At 63.2% G+C, this 18,318-nt stretch carries 15 protein-coding genes and 1 pseudogene; 10 read left to right on the top strand and 6 right to left on the bottom strand.

Annotation, left to right across the window (positions count from 1 at the left end):
- The first annotated feature begins 86 nt into the window (after positions 1-86).
- Both miaB and AC1Q5W_RS07570 read left to right on the top strand, forming a co-directional pair.
- The gene (gene miaB / locus AC1Q5W_RS07575) at positions 87-1,409 is read left to right on the top strand and encodes a tRNA (N6-isopentenyl adenosine(37)-C2)-methylthiotransferase MiaB (protein WP_492644128.1); all 1,323 of its coding nucleotides are present in this window, start codon (positions 87-89) and stop codon (positions 1,407-1,409) included.
- Positions 1,410-1,504: 95 nt separating this feature from the next.
- On the top strand, positions 1,505-2,761 hold the full coding sequence (locus AC1Q5W_RS07570) for a dicarboxylate/amino acid:cation symporter (RefSeq protein WP_492644129.1): 1,257 nt from the start codon (positions 1,505-1,507) through the stop codon (positions 2,759-2,761).
- Between the two features lie 42 nt (positions 2,762-2,803).
- On the opposite strand, the gene ffh is transcribed toward AC1Q5W_RS07570, so the two are convergent.
- Complete coding sequence (ffh, locus tag AC1Q5W_RS07565) at positions 2,804-4,168, bottom strand: signal recognition particle protein (protein ID WP_492644130.1); 1,365 nt, start codon at positions 4,166-4,168, stop codon at positions 2,804-2,806.
- A gap of 77 nt (positions 4,169-4,245) precedes the next feature.
- On the opposite strand from ffh, the gene AC1Q5W_RS07560 reads away from it, so the two are divergent.
- The 8 genes from AC1Q5W_RS07560 (at position 4,246) to AC1Q5W_RS07525 (ending at position 14,403) form a co-directional block, all read left to right on the top strand.
- Positions 4,246-5,052, top strand: a complete 807-nt coding sequence (locus AC1Q5W_RS07560; RefSeq protein WP_492644131.1) for a cytochrome C assembly family protein — start codon at positions 4,246-4,248, stop codon at positions 5,050-5,052.
- Positions 5,049-5,276: a PP0621 family protein gene (locus tag AC1Q5W_RS07555; RefSeq protein ID WP_492644132.1), complete on the top strand. Its 228-nt coding sequence runs from the start codon at positions 5,049-5,051 to the stop codon at positions 5,274-5,276. The genes AC1Q5W_RS07560 and AC1Q5W_RS07555 overlap by 4 nt, the downstream gene beginning before the upstream one ends.
- Positions 5,277-7,025, top strand: coding sequence for a two-component system sensor histidine kinase NtrB (locus AC1Q5W_RS07550; RefSeq protein ID WP_492644133.1), 1,749 nt, complete (start codon positions 5,277-5,279; stop codon positions 7,023-7,025).
- Entirely contained in the window at positions 7,004-8,485 is a 1,482-nt protein-coding gene (locus AC1Q5W_RS07545; RefSeq protein ID WP_492644134.1) for a sigma-54-dependent transcriptional regulator, read from the top strand. Before AC1Q5W_RS07550 ends, AC1Q5W_RS07545 begins: the two co-directional genes overlap by 22 nt.
- Positions 8,478-9,086, top strand: coding sequence for a 1,6-anhydro-N-acetylmuramyl-L-alanine amidase AmpD (gene ampD, locus AC1Q5W_RS07540; protein ID WP_492644135.1), 609 nt, complete (start codon positions 8,478-8,480; stop codon positions 9,084-9,086). The genes AC1Q5W_RS07545 and ampD overlap by 8 nt, the downstream gene beginning before the upstream one ends.
- Positions 9,087-9,486: 400 nt before the next feature.
- Positions 9,487-12,405 carry a ribonucleoside-diphosphate reductase subunit alpha gene (locus AC1Q5W_RS07535; protein ID WP_492644136.1) on the top strand — a complete coding sequence of 973 codons (2,919 nt, stop codon included), beginning with the start codon at positions 9,487-9,489 and terminating at the stop codon, positions 12,403-12,405.
- Between the two features lie 119 nt (positions 12,406-12,524).
- Entirely contained in the window at positions 12,525-13,718 is a 1,194-nt protein-coding gene (locus tag AC1Q5W_RS07530; protein WP_492644137.1) for a ribonucleotide-diphosphate reductase subunit beta, read from the top strand.
- A gap of 172 nt (positions 13,719-13,890) precedes the next feature.
- Positions 13,891-14,403 carry a histone H1-like DNA-binding protein gene (locus tag AC1Q5W_RS07525; protein ID WP_492644138.1) on the top strand — a complete coding sequence of 171 codons (513 nt, stop codon included), beginning with the start codon at positions 13,891-13,893 and terminating at the stop codon, positions 14,401-14,403.
- Between the two features lie 69 nt (positions 14,404-14,472).
- On the opposite strand, the gene AC1Q5W_RS07520 is transcribed toward AC1Q5W_RS07525, so the two are convergent.
- From AC1Q5W_RS07520 to accB, 5 genes and pseudogenes are all read right to left on the bottom strand, one after another.
- Entirely contained in the window at positions 14,473-15,300 is an 828-nt protein-coding gene (locus AC1Q5W_RS07520) for a DUF3426 domain-containing protein (protein WP_492646130.1), read from the bottom strand.
- Between the two features lie 150 nt (positions 15,301-15,450).
- Positions 15,451-15,555, bottom strand: a pseudogene (locus AC1Q5W_RS07515) (zinc-ribbon domain-containing protein); the annotation flags it as partial.
- Between the two features lie 34 nt (positions 15,556-15,589).
- Positions 15,590-16,468, bottom strand: coding sequence for a 50S ribosomal protein L11 methyltransferase (gene prmA, locus AC1Q5W_RS07510; RefSeq protein ID WP_492644139.1), 879 nt, complete (start codon positions 16,466-16,468; stop codon positions 15,590-15,592).
- Between the two features lie 11 nt (positions 16,469-16,479).
- Complete coding sequence (gene accC / locus AC1Q5W_RS07505) at positions 16,480-17,829, bottom strand: acetyl-CoA carboxylase biotin carboxylase subunit (protein ID WP_492644140.1); 1,350 nt, start codon at positions 17,827-17,829, stop codon at positions 16,480-16,482.
- Positions 17,830-17,847: 18 nt separating this feature from the next.
- On the bottom strand, positions 17,848-18,312 hold the full coding sequence (gene accB, locus AC1Q5W_RS07500; protein WP_492644141.1) for an acetyl-CoA carboxylase biotin carboxyl carrier protein: 465 nt from the start codon (positions 18,310-18,312) through the stop codon (positions 17,848-17,850).
- Positions 18,313-18,318: the final 6 nt, after the last annotated feature.

Below are 18,318 nucleotides of genomic sequence, written 5' to 3'. Positions count from 1 at the left end.
CAGGCATTTCAGGGTCCAAGCCCTTGTAGCTACTGCGCGAGCAGCTACTAAATACATAGCAGACACCCGTATCCCCCAGACCGTCCATGTCCAAAAAAGTCTTTATCAAAACCTTCGGCTGCCAGATGAACGAGTACGACTCGGACAAGATGGTCGACGTGCTGCACGCCGCGCAAGGCTACGAGACCACGCAGAACGTGGACGAGGCTGACCTGATCCTGTTCAACACCTGCTCGGTGCGCGAGAAAGCGCAGGAGAAGGTGTTTTCCGACCTCGGACGCATCAAGCACCTCAAGGCCCGGGGCGTGCAGATTGGCGTGGGCGGCTGCGTGGCCAGCCAAGAAGGCGCCGAGATCATCAAACGCGCACCCTACGTGGACGTGGTGTTCGGCCCGCAGACCCTGCACCGCCTGCCCGAGCTGCTGGCGGCGCGCAAGGCGCAGGACCGTTCGCAGGTGGACATCAGCTTCCCCGAGATCGAGAAATTCGACCACCTGCCCCCGGCCCGGGTCGAGGGCGCCAGCGCCTTTGTGAGCATCATGGAAGGCTGCAACAAATACTGCAGCTATTGCGTGGTGCCCTACACCCGCGGCACCGAGATCAACCGCCCGTTCGAGGACGTGCTGGTGGAGGTGGCCGGCCTGGCTGACCAGGGCGTGAAGGAAATCACGCTCCTGGGCCAGAACGTCAACGCCTGGCGCGGCCCCATGGGCGATACGTCAGAGCAGGCCGACTTTGCGACGCTACTGGAGTACGTGTCCGACATTCCCGGCATCGAGCGCCTGCGCTTCACCACCAGCCACCCCAACGAGTTCACGCCCAGCCTGATCGCCGCTTTTGAGAAGCTGCCCAAGCTGGTGAGCCACCTGCACCTTCCGGTGCAGCACGGCAGCGACAAGATTTTGATGGCCATGAAGCGCGGCTACACCGCCATGGAATACAAGAGCACGGTGCGCAAGCTGCGCGCCATCCGCCCCGACCTGTCCATGAGTTCGGACTTCATCGTCGGCTTTCCCGGCGAAACCGAGGACGACCACGCCAGACTCATGAAGCTGCTGGACGACGTGGGCTTTGACAACAGTTTCAGTTTCATCTTCAGCCCGCGCCCCGGCACGCCGGCAGCCAACCTGCAGGACGACACGCCGCACGACGTGAAGCTGCGCCGTCTGCAGGAGGTACAGGCGAACATCAACGCCAACATCACCCGCATCAGCGAAAGCCGTCTGGGCACGGTGCAGCGGATCCTCGTGGAGGGCAGCAGCAAGCGCGACGGCGGCGAGCTGATGGGGCGCACCGAGTGCAACCGCGTGGTGAACTTTGCCGGCCAGCCCCATCTGGTCGGGCAACTGGTGGACGTGAAAATCACCGAAACGCGCACCTATACCCTGCGCGGCGAAGTGGCCGCATAAAAGGCCAGGCAACCAAAACCCACGGCGCGACCCGACCAACCGTCACGCCATGACCAACCGGGAGGCCAAAAGCCCCCTTTCCATGAGAGAAGAAAATGAAACGTCTGACCCACCATCTCTATTTCTGGGTACTCGTAGCCATCGTGCTCGGCGGTACCTTTGGTTATCTGGATGCCACCAACGCCGTCAAACTCAAGCCGCTGGGCGACGGTTTTATTTCGCTGATCAAGATGCTGATCAGCCCGGTTATTTTCTGCACCGTGGTACTCGGCATCTCTGGCGCCGGTGACATGAAGAAGGTGGGTCGCGTGGGCGGCAAGGCCTTGCTCTACTTCGAAGTGGTGTCCACTTTTGCACTGGCCATCGGCCTGCTGGTCATGAACATCCTGCGTCCCGGTTCCGGCTTCAATGTGGACCCCACCACGCTGGACAGCAAGGCGGTTGCCAACTACGCCAAGGCAGCCACCGAGCAAAGCACCGTGGACTTCATCCTGCACATCATTCCGAAGACCTTCACCGATGCGTTCACCGGCTCCGGCGACCTGCTGCAGGTGCTGCTGGTGGCCATCCTGTTTGGCTACGCCATGGTGCACATGGGCAAGGCAGGCCAGGCCGTTCACCTCTTCATCGAGGACGCCTCCCACATCTTCTTCGCCATGATGAACGCGATCATGAAACTCGCCCCGCTGGGTGCCGGCGGCGCGATGGCCTTCACGGTGGGGAAATACGGCGTTGCGGCGCTCAAGCCCCTGGCGGCGCTGATGGGCAGCTTCTACCTGACCTGCCTGTTGTTCGTCATCGTGGTGCTGGGGACCATTGCGGCGCTGGTCGGTTTCAACATCTTCCGTTTCATTGTCTACATCAAGGAAGAGCTGCTCACGGTACTGGGCACCTCGTCGTCCGAGTCCGCACTGGTGCCCCTGATGGCCAAGCTGGAAAGGCTGGGCTGCTCCAAGTCGGTAGTGGGTCTGGTGGTCCCCTCGGGCTATTCGTTCAATCTGGACGGAACCAACATCTATCTGACGATGGCCGCGCTGTTCGTCGCCCAGGCCCTGAACATTGAACTCACGCTGACGCAGCAACTCACCATGCTGGGAGTGGCCATGCTGACCTCCAAGGGTGCGTCCGGCGTTACCGGCGCGGGCTTCATCACCCTGGCGGCCACGCTGGCGGTGGTGCCAACGATTCCAGTTGCCGGTCTGGCGCTGATCCTGGGGATCGACCGCTTCATGTCCGAGGCGCGCGCGTTGACCAACTTCGTCGGCAACGGCGTGGCAACCATTGTGGTGTCCCACTGGGAAAAGGAACTGGACCACGCCAGCCTGAACCAGGAATTGCGGTCCAACGGATGATGGGGGCGGGGGCGCAACGCCCCCCAGCGGCGGGACGGCCGGTCAGAAAGGCATCTTGGGCATGCCCTTCATGCCGCCCAGGCGCTTCATCATCTTCATCATGCCGCCGCCCTTCATTTTCTTCATCATTTCCTGCATCTGCTCAAACTCCTTGAGCATGCGGTTGACGTCCTGAACCTGCACGCCGGCGCCGGCCGCAATGCGGCGCTTGCGCGTGGCCTTGATGAGCTCGGGCTTGCGGCGTTCCAGCGGCGTCATGCTCTGGATGATGCCTTCCTTGCGCTTGATGTCCTTCTCGGCGCGGTCCATGTCCACATTGCCGGCCTTGGACGCCATGGCAGCCGGCAGCTTGTCCATGAGACTGGACAGGCCGCCCATCTGCTTCATCTGCTGGATCTGCGCCAGAAAGTCATTCAGGTCGAAGCCACCACCGCTCTTGACCTTGGCAGCCAGTTTCTGCGCCGCCTGGATGTCCACCCCGGCCGTGACCTGCTCGACCAGCGCCACGATGTCGCCCATGCCCAGAATCCGTCCGGCATGGCGCTCGGCGTCGAACACCTCCAGGCCGTCGAGTTTCTCGCTGGTACCCGCAAACTTGATGGGCGCACCGGTAACCTGGCGCACCGACAGGGCCGCACCGCCACGGGAGTCGCCATCGGTCTTGGTGAGGATGATGCCGGTCAGGGGCAACGCGTCCTTGAAGGCCTTGGCGGTGTTGACCGCATCCTGACCCTGCATGGCGTCCACCACAAACAGCGTCTCCACTGGCTTGAGCACGGCATGCAGGTCCTTGATTTCACGCATCAGCGCTTCGTCAATCGCCAGGCGGCCCGCCGTGTCCACCAGCAGCACATCAAAGAAATGTTTCCTGGCATAGTCCAGCGCGGCCAGGCCAATGTCCACCGGCTTCTGGTCCGGGCTACTGGGGAACCATTCGGCACCCGCCTGCGCCGTCACCGTTTTCAGCTGCTCGATGGCGGCTGGCCGGTACACGTCGCCCGACACCGTCAGCACTTTCTTCCTGCGCTTTTCAATCAGGTGCTTGGCCAGCTTGGCGGTCGTCGTCGTCTTGCCAGCGCCCTGCAGGCCGGCCATCAGAATGACGGCAGGAGGCTGGGCGGCCAGGTTGATGTCGCTCACGCCCTCACCCATGGTGGCCGCCAGCTCCTTGCTGACGATGCTCACCAACATCTGGCCGGGTTGCAGAGACCCCATGACCTCCTGGCCCAGGGCCTTCTCCTTCACCCGGGCGATGAAGTCGCGCACCACCGGCAAGGCCACATCGGCCTCCAGCAGGGCCATGCGCACCTCCCGCAACATGTCGGAGACGTTGGTTTCGGTGATGCGGGCCTGGCCACGCATTTCTTTGACGAGGCGGGAAAGTTTGTCGGAAAGAGCGGAGGCCATAAGACGTATTCCGTTGCACGGAACCTGGTGTGAAAGCCAGCCTGGGCTGGCAGGGAGCAAAACGCTAAACTGTACGCATGATTTTAGCCAGTACGTCCCCCATTAGCCTGACCTTGACTGTTTTGGCTGCCGCAGCCTACGCCTGGCCTGCCGTGCGGGCCAACCGCATCAGTCCGCGCTCGGCACGCGCCTGGGTGGCCGTGGCCTGGCTGTTGCACGGCGCCGTTCTATCCTGGAGTCTGCTGGGCGCACAAGCCCATTTCGGTTTTGCACCGGCGCTGTCGGTCACCGCCTGGCTGGTGGCGGCCGTTTACGCGGTCGAGAGCCAGATATTCCCCCAGCTGCCGACCCGCTGGACGCTGTGCACCATCGGCGCCGCAGCGGTACTGATCGCCCTGCTCTTCCCCGGCAGCCCCATGCCGGCCACGGCATCGGCATGGCTGCCCCTGCACCTGGCTTTTGGGGTCGCCTGCTACGGCCTGTTCGGCACTGCCGTGGTACACGCCTGGTTCATGACGCGGGCGGAGAACCGCATCCGCCACGCGGAAGATCCGCACAGCGGGCTGCCGCTGCTGACCCTGGAGCGCCTGACTTACCGTTTCGTCGGTGCCGGCTTTGTGCTGCTCAGCGCCACGCTCCTTGTCGGCGTGGTGTTTGAAGAATCTCTGTACGGCCATGCCCATGGCTGGCGCTGGGACCACAAGACCGTTTTCTCCCTGCTGGCCTGGGTCACCTTTGCGGTGCTGCTCATCGGGCGTCGCGCCTTTGGCTGGCGCGGCAAGCGGGCGGTGCATGTGCTGTACACCGGCTCGGCCTTGCTGTTGCTGGCCTATGTCGGCTCGCGCTTCGTGATGGAAATCGTCCTCGGGCGCACGCCATCATGAGGTTTCTGCTCCTATTCCTGGCCGCGCTGCTGATCGCATGGCGCTGGCGTGCCTGGCGCGCCACACAGGCGCCGCTGACCCGCCCCAAGAGGCCGGACACGCTGGCGCCGCAGACCATGCTGCAGTGCCACCAGTGCGGCGTCCACATCCCGGCCAGCGACGCCGTCATCGGCACGCACGGCACCTACTGCAGCATCGCGCACCGGCAGCAAATGGAACCCTGAATGGACGCATTGGACCCCGCTCACTCGTGGTTTGATCCTACCGTCCTGCAGGCGCCACCCGAAGCGCCGGAGGATTCGCACGAGCTGGTCCGTCTGTGGCAGGGTTTCATGACGGCACGGCTCACCCTGGGCCTAGTGCTGGTGGTCCTGCAGATCGCTCTGTTCGTCACCGGCACCTTGCACAGCTTGGCGCTGATTGCCATCAGTGCCGTCTATTTCTCTGGCACGCTGGCCGCGCGGTTCTACATGCGCCCCCGGCCTCTGGGCCAGTCGTTCAACCGGACCTGGGGCGCACTGGTGGGGCTGGACGTCCTGACGTTTTCCGCCCTGCAACTGCTACCGGGCAGCAGCATCAACTACACCCCGCTGTTTGCCCTGCCCATCCTGCACGCCTCCGTGCTGGGGTCCTTGCGGTTGGCACTCGGCACGGCAGCAGCCGTCACCATGCTGCTGCTGGGCAACACCCTGTGGACCTACCTGCACGGCCCCGCCGATGCCACACCCTACTTTGTGCAGTCGGCGCTCAGCGGCGCCGGCTACTTTGTCATTGCCCTGCTGGGTAACCAGCTCTCCAACCGCCTGGCCAGCGAGGGCCGGCGCGCCCGCCTGAGCCAGCTGGCCGTCACCATCCAGCGCCAGGTCAATGAGCTGGTGATCGAATCACTGCCGGACGGGGTGCTGATCGTGGACGACCGGGGCTGTGTCCGCGCCGCCAACCCGGCAGCACGGGAATTGCTGGGCTCCCCGTTGATCGCGCACGCGTCCGTATTCGACCTGCGCGACGAGCCCGGCTGGAAGCCCTTGCTCAACCTCACCCGCCTGAGCGTGGGTACCGGACAAAGCCACGAAGAAGACGTGACCATCCGCCACCATGACCACGGGCCCCGCCGGGTACGGGCGCGCACCCGCCTGGCCGCACCACACGGGCCGGAAGGGGAAAGCCTGTGCGTCCTGTTTTTGCAGGACCAGCGCGAGCTGGAAGCGCGCATGCGAACCGAAAAGCTGGCCAGCATGGGACGCCTGTCGACGGCGGTCGCCCATGAAATCCGCAACCCGCTGGCTGCCATTGTCCAGGCCAATGCGCTGCTGGAAGAAGACCTCACAGACCCCAAGCTGAAGCAGCTGACCCTGATGGTCAGCCAGAACGCCAAGCGACTGGAAAAGATCGTCCTCGACATCCTCAAGGTCTCCCAGGCACAACCCCACGACCAGACACACCCCTTGACCGCCCTGGCACTGAGCGAATGGACGCACCGCATTTGCAGCGACTGGAGCGCCCAGAACGCGTGCCAGCGCCAATTGCTGACCCCACCGGGGCCCCAGGGAATAACCGTCCGCTTTGACGCCGACCACCTGCGGCGGGTGCTGGTCAACCTGCTGGACAATGCGCGCCGTTACGCCACGCAGCAGCCAGAAGCGATCCAGGTCAGCACCAGCATCACCGGTGCGCAACACGCAACCCTTTCCGTTTGGAGCGATGGCGCGCCCATGGACCAGTCGGTGGAGAGCCATCTGTTTGAACCCTTCTTCTCATCGGAAAGCCGGTCCAGCGGACTGGGTTTGTACATTTGCCGGGAATTGTGCGAGGGGCACGGCGCGACCATTGCGTACCAACGCAGTTTCCGCAACGCCCGCGGCCAGTCCACCGACGGCAATGAATTTGCCATCACCTTCCTGCGCACCAATACCCCCACTACCGTACCCACAACCGAGGCCACCGCGACCCCATGGCAAGCCACACTGCATTGAGCAACGCACAGATTCTGGTAATCGACGACGAGCCGGATCTGCGCACCCTGTACGAACTCACCCTGCTGCGTGAAGGCTACCGGGTGGAAACCGCCGGCAGCGTGCAGGACGCCTGGCAGCTGCTGGACGCCCAGCACTTCGACGTGGTGATCACCGACATGCGCCTGCCGGACGGGCTGGGCATCGACATCCTGTCCACCATGAAGGTCCGGCAGCGGCCGGAACGCTGCATCGTGATCACTGCGCACGGTTCGGCCGAAAACGCGGTGGAGTCGCTCAAGGCCGGCGCGTTTGACTACCTCACCAAACCGGTAGACCTGAAACAGTTCCGCGCCGCCATTGCATCGGCGGTGCAAGACGCACCCACCCGCAGCACGCCCGTGCGCGCGGTGGCGGGGACGCCTCCATCCGGAGCAGCGCCCGCGACCGTCAGCGGCCAGGCGGCACTCGCGCGCCTGGCGGGCAACTCTGCCGCCATGCGCAGCGTCAAGGAGCGCATTGTCCGGGTCGCCCGCAGCATGGCACCGGTACTGGTACGGGGTGAGTCCGGCACCGGCAAGGAACTGGTGGCCAGCGCCCTGCACGCCAACAGCCACCGCGCAACCGGCCCCTGGGTCGCCGTCAACTGCAGTGCCATACCGGAGAACCTGCTGGAAGCGGAATTCTTCGGCGCCAGAAAGGGCGCCTATACCGGATCGACCCACGACCGGGAGGGCTTTTTCCAGGCTGCCAAGGGTGGAACCCTGTTTCTGGACGAAATTGGCGACTTGCCCCTGGCCATGCAGTCCAAGCTGCTGCGTGCCATTCAGGAACGGTGTGTGCGCCCTCTGGGTTCCAGCCAGGAGGAGCCGGTGGACGTGCGCATCATCAGTGCCACGCACAAGGATTTGCCGGCCGAGGTTCAGGCCGGCCGGTTCCGCCAGGATCTTTTTTACCGGCTCAACGTCATCGACATCTTCATTCCCCCGCTGCGCGAGCGGTGCGAGGACCTGCCCGCGCTGTGCCAGACGCTGGTGGCCCGGATTGCCGACGAATCGGGCATGCCCGTGCCACGCCTGTCGCACGATTTCATGGAGCAGCTGGCGCGCCAGCCCCTCAACGGCAACGTGCGCGAGCTGGAGAACCTGCTGCACCGTGCGGTCGCGCTGTGCGATGGCGACGAGTTGCAACTCGACGATCTGCACACACCGACCAGTGGCTTGATGCCGCTGGAAGTCCCCGCCACCGCAGCGCCGCCCGCAGCCGCCGCCACGCCCGGCCATGCGGAGCTGCCCACCGATCTGCAAAGCCATCTGGATCAGCAGGAGCGGGAAATCCTGATCAAGACCTTGGGCGAAACCGGCTTCAACCGCACCCTGGCAGCCAGCCGGCTGGGCCTGAGCCTGCGGCAAATCCGCTACCGCATTGCGCGGCTGAAAATCAACGTCCCCGCTTCCCGGGACGAGGGCTCCGATGCCTGAGGCGCAGCACTCCGGATCGGGCCTGTGGCAAGACGGCTGGTACCACTTTGCGCGCCGCCTGCCGTCACCCAACTTCGGTCCGCGCCCGGCCTTGGCGCAGATCGACCTCATCGTGCTGCACTCCATCAGCCTGCCCCCGGGTGTCTATGGCGGCTCCCAGGTACAAGCCCTGTTCACCAACCAGCTCGACTGGGAACAGCACCCCTACTTCAAGCAGATAGAAGGCCTGCAGGTATCGGCCCACTTCTACATCCAGCGCGGGGGCGAGATCTGGCAGTTTGTCAGTTGCGATGACCGTGCCTGGCACGCCGGTGTCTCGCACTACCGGGGGCGTGCGCAATGCAACGACGACTCCATCGGGATCGAACTCGAAGGCCTGGAAGGCGACACATTTGAACCGGCGCAGTACGAGGCACTGGAAGCCCTGTGCCCGGCACTGGCCCAGCAGTACCCGATTGCGCATCTGGCCGGCCACGAACACATCGCGCCCGGGCGCAAGGCGGACCCCGGCCCCGGCCTGGACTGGGCCCGGCTGCGGCAAAGTCTGGGGTTCGCGCCTCAGTGTTTTCCCGGAATGGCCCGGCACCCGAAACCGGATTGATTTTTGTGCCGCCGCCTGGGTGGCACAACACACGCCCCCGCATCGGCCGATCTCAGTCCATCCGAAACGACGGCTGCACGCGCCTGCTGCCGTCAAATGCCGCCGAAAGCGGCATCAGGACTGGATGCATTCTCCCGGACTCCCACAGGACAAGGCCTGCGCGGCCCTGTCGGCAGGGCAACGCCGGCGTGCCGCACGGCAGCGCACGGGTAGCACATCTTGCAGCGGTCCGTGCGCCAAGGGGGCTTTGACCAAAAACGCTACAGGTAGTGGCTTGTAACTGTCACAGACCCCATATATAGTGGGCACCGTCTCCACCGTCTTTTCGACAATCGCATCTCGCAGGACGGTCGCCGAGTGCAGCCCAACCCAAAAAAATACGGATCACGACGAGGAAATCATGCAATCTGTTTCTAGCACCCCCACCCCGGCTTCCAGCCCCTTCGCACACCAGACACCCATGGCGGCCGAAACCGCCCACAACCTGCTGGCCCACTACCAGATCATTCGACGCAACGGTGCGGTCGTTCCCTTTGAGCCCAACAAAATTGCCATCGCCATGATGAAGGCCTTTCTTGCGGTGCACGGCACCCAGGGAGCGGCATCGGCCAGCGTGCGCGAAACGGTCGACGGACTGACCCAGCAGGTCATCCGGGCGCTCATGCGTTCGCGCCCCGGCGGCGGCACCTTCCACATCGAAGACGTGCAAGACCAGGTCGAACTCGGGCTCATGCGCGGCGGCCACCACGAAATCGCCCGCGCCTATGTGCTGTACCGCGAGCGCCGCACCCAGGAACGCGCCCAGCATGTCGCCCAGGAAGCGCCGCCCGCGCCGGTTCTGCATGTGCTCGAAGATGGACAGCGCGTGGCGCTGGACCTGAGCCGGCTCCAGTCCCTGATCGAGGCCGCCTGTGCGGGCCTGGGCAGCGACGTCCAGGCGGCCCCCATTCTGGCCGAGACCATGCGCAACCTGTATGACGGCGTGCCCATGGACGAGGTGTACAAGGCATCCGTCCTGGCCGCCCGCACCCTGATTGAAAAGGACCCCGACTACACCTACGCCACCGCGCGCCTGCTGTTTCACAGCATTTCACGCGAAGTGCTGGGCCGTGACGTGGCGCCCGTCGACATGGCACAGGCCTACGCCGACCACTTCCCCGGCTTCATCAAGCAGGGCGTGGACGCCGAGTTGCTGGACGAGCGCCTGATGCAGTTCGACCTGAAGCGTCTGGGCGCAGCCCTCCAGGCCGGGCGGGACCTGCAATTTGACTACCTGGGCCTGCAAACCCTGTACGACCGCTACTTCCTGCACGTGGGCAAGGCCCGCATTGAATTGCCCCAGGCCTTCTTCATGCGCGTGGCCATGGGTCTGGCACTGAACGAGATCGACCGCGAAGCCCGCGCCATCGAGTTCTACGAGGTGCTGTCCTCCTTCGACTTCATGTCCTCCACGCCAACGCTGTTCAACAGCGGCACGCTGCGCTCCCAGCTCTCCAGTTGCTACCTGACCACCGTGCCCGACGACCTGGACGGCATCTACGAATCGATTAAGGAAAACGCCCTGCTGTCCAAATTCGCCGGCGGTCTGGGCAACGACTGGACACGCGTGCGTGCCCTGGGCGCCCATATCAAGGGCACCAACGGCGAATCGCAGGGCGTGGTGCCGTTCCTGAAGGTGGTCAACGATACGGCCGTGGCGGTGAACCAGGGCGGCAAACGCAAGGGAGCTGTCTGCACCTACCTGGAAACCTGGCACCTGGACATCGAAGAGTTCCTGGAGCTGCGCAAGAACACCGGCGACGACCGCCGCCGCACCCATGACATGAACACCGCCAACTGGATTCCCGACCTGTTCATGCGCCGCGTGATGGAAAAAGGCAGCTGGACCCTGTTCTCACCTTCCAACGTGCCCGATTTGCACGACCTGTTTGGCGCGGATTTCGAGAAAGCCTACGTAGCATATGAGGAAAAGGCCGCCCGCGGCGACATCAAGCCCTCCCGCACGGTGCAAGCCACGGACCTGTGGCGCAAGATGCTGACCATGCTGTTTGAGACCGGCCACCCCTGGATCACGTTCAAGGACGCCTGCAACGTGCGCTCCCCCCAGCAACACGCCGGCGTGGTGCACTCCAGCAACCTGTGCACCGAGATCACGCTCAACACGTCGGACACCGAGACAGCGGTCTGCAACCTGGGCTCCGTCAACCTGCGCCAGCACTTGAAAGACGGCGCACTGGACCACGACAAGCTCAAGCGCACCATCGCCACCGCCATGCGCATGCTGGACAACGTGATCGACATCAACTACTACGCCGTCAAGAAGGCGCGCGACTCCAACCTGCGCCACCGTCCGGTCGGCCTGGGTGTGATGGCTTTCCAGGACAGCCTGTACGAGTTGCGCATCCCCTACGCCAGCGAGGCCGCCGTGCAGTTCGCCGACCAGTCCATGGAGGCGATCTGCTACTACGCCTACTGGGCTTCCACCGAGCTGGCCCGCGAGCGGGGCAAGTACAGTAGCTACAAAGGCTCCCTGTGGGACCAGGGCATCCTGCCACTGGACACCCTGGACCTGCTGGCCAATGCGCGCGGCGGCTACGTGGAGGTGGACCGCTCCGCCACGCTGGACTGGGACGCCCTGCGCAAAAAGATCGCGCAGGACGGCATGCGCAACTCCAACTGCGTGGCCATTGCGCCCACCGCCACCATCTCCAACATCATCGGCGTCGATGCCTCCATTGAACCCAGCTTTGGCAACCTGTCGGTCAAGTCCAACCTGTCGGGCGAGTTCACCGTCATCAACGGCTACCTCGTCAAGGACCTGAAACGCCTGGGCCTGTGGGACGACGTGATGGTGATGGACCTGAAGCACTTTGATGGCTCGCTCAGCCCTATCGATCGCGTGCCCCAGGAAGTGAAGCAGTTGTACGCAACCGCGTTTGAGGTGGAAACCCAGTGGCTGGTGGAAGCCGCTGCACGCCGCCAGAAATGGATCGACCAGGCGCAGTCACTGAACATCTACATGGCGGGAGCCTCCGGCAAGAAGCTCGACGAGACCTACAAGCTCGCCTGGCTGCGCGGACTGAAAACAACGTACTACCTGCGCACCATGTCCGCCACCCACGCCGAGAAATCCACCGTGACGGCTGGCCGTCTGAATGCCGTCTCCAGTGGCAGCGATAGCGCCGGTTCCCTGCGCAGTTCCAGCGCACTGGAGGCAGCGGCAGCGGCCGCGCACATGCAGATGGAGATGGCCAGTCACGTTGCGACCGACATCAAATTCTGCGGCGTCGACGACCCCACATGCGAGTCGTGTCAGTAATGCAAGCCTGGCCATCGCATGCCATGCGATGCAATTGAACAACACATGAGGGCAGTGAAATGCAGGATTACTTTTCATTTCATTTCGCTGCTCTCATAATCCGCTGATTGGAATCACTTATGTTGACCTGGGACGAAGAAGTCAAGCCCACATCGCTAACAAATTTTGTGCACATGCCGCCGGTCAACCCGTCGGTCGTGCAGGCTCAAGTCACCCCCGGATTTCGCACACTGAACGACGGCGCAACGGTTGCATCCCACACGGCACCGGCTGTCGCTTCCACTGACACGGCGCCCCGCCGCGTACAAGCTGCCGACAAGCGCATCATCAATGGCAAGACGGACGTCAACCAGCTCGTCCCCTTCAAATACAAATGGGCCTGGGAAAAATACCTGGCCACCTGCGCCAACCACTGGATGCCGCAGGAAGTCAACATGACGCGCGACATTGCCTTGTGGAAAGACCCCAACGGCCTGACCGAGGACGAGCGCCGCATCATCAAGCGCAACCTCGGCTTCTTTGTCACCGCCGACTCGCTGGCTGCGAACAACATCGTGCTGGGTACCTACCGCCACATCACGGCGCCCGAATGCCGCCAGTTCCTGCTGCGCCAGGCCTTCGAGGAAGCCATCCACACCCACGCCTACCAGTACATCGTGGAGTCGCTGGGCCTGGACGAGAGCGAGATATTCAACGCCTACAACGAAGTCCAGTCGATCCGCGACAAGGATCAGTTCCTGATCCCCTTCATTGACGCCATCATGGATCCGAACTTCAAGACCGGGACACCCCAGGCCGACCAGACGCTGCTCAAGTCGCTGATTGTGTTCGCCTGCCTGATGGAAGGCCTGTTCTTCTACGTGGGCTTCACCCAGATCCTGGCGCTGGGCCGCCAGAACAAGATGACGGGGGCCGCCGAGCAGTACCAGTACATCCTGCGCGACGAATCCATGCACTGCAACTTCGGCATCGACCTGATCAACCAGCTGAAGCTGGAGAACCCGCAGCTCTGGACGGCCGAATTCAAGGCCGAGATCAAGTCCCTGTTCGAGAAGGCCGTGGAGCTGGAATACCGGTATGCCGAAGACACCATGCCGCGTGGCGTGCTGGGCATGAACGCCTCCATGTTCAAGGGTTACCTGCGCTATATCGCCAACCGGCGCGCCACCCAGATCGGGCTGGAGACGCTCTTTCCCAACGAAGAGAACCCCTTCCCCTGGATGAGCGAGATGATCGATCTGAAAAAAGAACGCAACTTCTTTGAGACCCGGGTCATTGAATACCAGTCCGGCGGCGCGCTGTCCTGGGATTGATGCGAAAAAAAATGAATCCACGAATTTCACACATGCAAGATCACACCCCAGAGCGTGGGTTGGATGTGTGTCACCAAGTTCATGCTGCTGGGATCCAGCCCAACAGCATGAATCACTTCCTGCTCTCCAACTTGCAAGAAGTGCTCTTTGTTAATTGATCAAGGAGAAAACCATGGCAACTGCAAAAAAACCGGCCGCAAAAAAGGCCGCTCCCGCGAAGAAAGCTGCACCAGCAAAGAAAGTAGCCGCTAAAAAGGCTGCCCCCGCCAAGAAAGCCGCTCCAGCTAAGAAAGTAGCTGCGAAGAAGGCCGCTCCGGCGAAAAAAGCTGTTGCGAAAAAAGCCCCCGCCAAGAAAGTAGCGGTCAAGAAAGCCGCTCCGGCGAAAAAAGTCGCGGCCAAGAAGGTCGTCAAGAAAGCCGCTCCCGCCAAGAAGGTAGTGGCCAAGAAGGTCGTGAAGAAAGCGGCTCCTGCCAAGAAAGTGGCAGCCAAGAAGGTCGTCAAGAAGGCCGCTCCCGCCAAAAAAGCGGCTGTAGCCAAGAAACCTGTCGCCAAGAAAGCTGCCAAAAAGCCGGCCGCGAAGAAAGCCGCGAAAGCACCCGCTGCCAAGAAACCGGCCGCTCCTGCTGCTCAGACCACTCTGAGCCCCCAGGCTGCGTGGCCGTTTCCGACCTCCAGCAAGCCCTAAGCACTTCGTTGCAAGGCTTCAAAACCCGGGACCGCAAGGTTCCCGGGTTTTTTTATGCCCGCTATGCCGTCAGGGGTAGAAAGCCAGCAGGCGGTAACCCGAGATGCGTGCCACGTCACCCGACAGGTTGACGCTGACCGACAGCGATGCCACCACCTCGCTCCCTGGGCCCATGGCCGCCTGCTTGGCGCCGAAATCCTGGGCCAGGAACACCCGGCGGACGACCGGCTGGTCCTGCAGATCCGTCAAGGTCAGCTCCATGGCCGGTGTCGCCACCGCAGTCAAGGCGGTGTTTTTGAGTGTGAAATTCAAGCGGTACACCTCCGCCCGCACCTTGGTGAAGGACGAGCTGTCAATCACCACCGACTCGATCTGGCGCAACGGGGAAACCCGGCAAGCCAGGACTGCACAGACCGACTCCAGGAAGGGCTGGACGGCAGGCTCCGTCGCCGCAATCCGGTCACGCTCCTGAACCACGATCTGCAGCAGCAAACCAGCAACCAGCAGCAGACTCAGCAACACCAGGGCACCCCGCACCCAGGGACGGTCCCTTCTGGAACGCGCACGGACCGGCCGCAGGAACGACAGCTTGGGGTCCGCCGCCGCAGGCCCCTCCTGGACATCGGCCTGCAGATACCGCGGCGCAACGCCTGGTTCCCGGGCCGGATCGTGTGCGGCCCCGTCCGGATCCATCTCTGCGGGGCTTGGTGCATCGTCCTCCAGTTGCGGTGACTCCGGTTCCGGCAGGGGTTCGGCGTGGGGATCGTGTTCCAGAAACGGGTCCACCAACGGGGCATTGCCCGTGTCGGTATCCACAGCAATGTCGATATCGATATCCACCGGGGTCGGCACCGGTGGGGGTACACCGTCTTCCACGTCCGGATATTCCCACTCCATTTCGGGTTCGGGAGCGATTTCGGGTGCAAGCCCAGCTGCCGCGGAAGGAGGGCTTCCAACTACGGATTCATCGGTGGTGACGGTGCCAGGGAGCTTACCCTCCTCTGCGCCCGGCGTCTCCCGCACCAACTGGGCATTGGCGTCAAAAACCTCGTCGCATTGACCACAGCGCACCCACCCGTCCGAAATGCGGAGCTGGTCCGGCACGACCCGAAACATCGTGGCGCATGCGGGGCATCGGGTGATCAGACTCATCAGGGGGGCATTGTAGTGACCCGGCTGCAGCCGGTCAGAGCGTGGCCGTCATCAGTATCCAGCCATCCTCACGGTCTGCCACCGCCAAGCGGCAATGGGCCGCATAGGCCTGGATCAACTCGTCGGCCTGGCGCTCCAGAATGCCCGCCAGCACCAGATGCCCGCCAGGCGCCACGTGTGCGCACAACAGCGGAGCCAGCACCTTCAGCGGCGTTGCCAGGATATTGGCCAGCACCAGGTCGTATACGCCATCCGCCCGGTCCGGCAAGCCTGCCGCCAGCGCGACGTTGTTGGCCGCGGCATTGAGTTCCGTAGACTGCACGGCCGCCACGTCGATATCCACCGCCACCACTTCACGCGCGCCAAACTTGGCAGCGCCGATGGCCAGGATGCCCGACCCGCAGCCGTAGTCCAGCACGCGACCTTGCCCAGGATGGGCCGCGATCCAGCGCAGGCACATGCGTGTCGTGGGGTGGGTTCCCGTACCAAAGGCCAGCCCCGGGTCCAGGCGGATCAGCTCGCGCGCCTGCGCCGGCGGCTCATGCCAGGTGGGCACGATCCAGAATGTGGGGGTGATCTCGACCGGCGCGAACTGCGACTGTGTGAGACGCACCCAGTCCTGATCCGGCACGGCCGCCATGGCCAGCACCTGGCAGCCCGCAAAAAAGTCCTGCGCCTGCAGCAGATCCGCCGCTTCCTGCGCCACAGCCGCGTCCGCAAACAAGGCCGTGATCCGTGAACGCTGCCAGCCGCCCTTGGGCGCCGGCATGCCGGGTTCGCCAAACAGGGCCTGCTCGGCATCGGTCTGGGCGTCGGCATCTTCCACGCTCACGCTCAAGGCGTCCAGCGCATCCAGCGCGTCGCTCAGCGATTCCACCCGGTCTTCCGGGCACATCAGGCTCAGTTCAAACATGGCTTGGCCGCTCAGCGCTTGTGCTGTTCCAGCCACTGCTCGAGATAGTGGATATTGGTGCCACCATCCATGAACTTGGCATCCACCAGCAGCTCGCGGTGCAGCGGGATATTGGTGTTGATGCCCTCCACCACGGTCTCCGCCAGAGCCGTGCGCATGCGCGCCATGGCCTGCTCCCGCGTGTCGCCGTGCACGATGATCTTACCGACCATCGAGTCGTAATTGGGCGGCACAAAGTAGTTGGTGTACACGTGCGAGTCGACCCGTACGCCCGGGCCGCCCGGTGCATGCCACATGGTCACCCGGCCGGGTGACGGAATGAACTTGTAGGGGTCTTCGGCATTGATGCGGCATTCGATGGCGTGGCCACGGATTTCGATCTGGCGCTGGGTAAACGGCAACTTCTCGCCCGCAGCCACCATGATCTGGGTCCGGACGATGTCGATGCCCGTCACCAGTTCGGTCACCGGATGCTCCACCTGGACCCGGGTGTTCATCTCGATGAAGTAGAACTCGCCGTCTTCGTACAGGAACTCAAAGGTGCCGGCACCGCGGTAGCCAATTTTCTTGCAGGCCGCCACGCAGCGCTCGCCCACACGGTCGATCAGCTTGCGGTTGATGCCCGGTGCCGGCGCTTCTTCCAGGATTTTCTGGTGGCGCCGCTGCATGGAGCAGTCCCGCTCGCCCAGATACACCGCATTCTTGTGCTTGTCTGCCAGGATCTGGATTTCCACGTGCCGCGGGTTCTGGAGAAACTTCTCCATGTACACCGCCGGATTGTTGAATGCCGCGCCCGCCTCGGCCTTGGTCATGGCCACTGCGTTCACCAGCGCCGCCTCGGTATGGACCACGCGCATGCCGCGTCCGCCACCGCCGCCGGCCGCCTTGATGATGACGGGATACCCGATGGCCTTTGCAATGCGGCGAATCTGGACCGGATCGTCCGGCAGCTCGCCCTCGGATCCGGGGACGCAGGGCACGCCGGCACGAATCATGGCCTGCTTGGCCGACACCTTGTCGCCCATGATGCGGATCGACTCGGGCGTGGGGCCAATGAACTGGAAGCCGCTCTTTTCCACCCGTTCGGCGAAATCGGCGTTTTCACTCAGGAAACCGTAGCCGGGGTGGATGGCTTCGGCGTCCGTCACCTCGGCGGCCGAAATAATGGCCGGCACATTCAGGTAGCTCAGTGCCGAAGCAGCCGGTCCGATGCACACCGCTTCGTCCGCAAGCTTGACATATTTGGCGTCACGGTCCGCTTCGGAGTAGACCATGACCGCCTTGATCCCCAGCTCGCGGCAGGCGCGCTGGATTCGCAAGGCAATCTCGCCACGGTTGGCGATCAGGATTTTTTTGAACATGGCAATCTGTGCGGCAGCTTATTCAATGATGAACAAGGGTTGACCGAACTCCACCGCCTGGCCGTTCTCGCACAGAATGCGGGTCACCGTACCGGACTTGTCGGCCTCGATCTCGTTGAGGATCTTCATGGCCTCGACAATGCACAGGGTTTCGCCTTCCTTGATGGCGCTGCCCACTTCCACAAACGCCTTGGCGCCAGGAGAGGACGAACGGTAGAAAGTACCAACCATGGGCGACTTCACCGTGTGGCCCGACACCACCTCTGCCACCGGAGCCGCCGGCGCGGCCGCAACAGCCACTGCACCTGCAGCAACCGGCGCGGCAACGGGTGCGGCATAGACCGGCGCGGGCGCATAGCCCTGCACCATGGCGCCCCCCCCCTTGACGATGCGCACCTTGCCTTCGGCTTCGGTAATTTCCAGTTCCGACACATTGGAATCGGACACCAGGTCAATCAGGGTTTTGAGTTTGCGTAAATCCATGTGATC

The sequence above is a fragment of the Rhodoferax sp. MLSD5-FHT05B10 genome (assembly GCF_058793415.1).
Note: the sequence above shows the minus strand (reverse complement) of the source record. Positions and strands in the feature narration are given on the sequence as shown.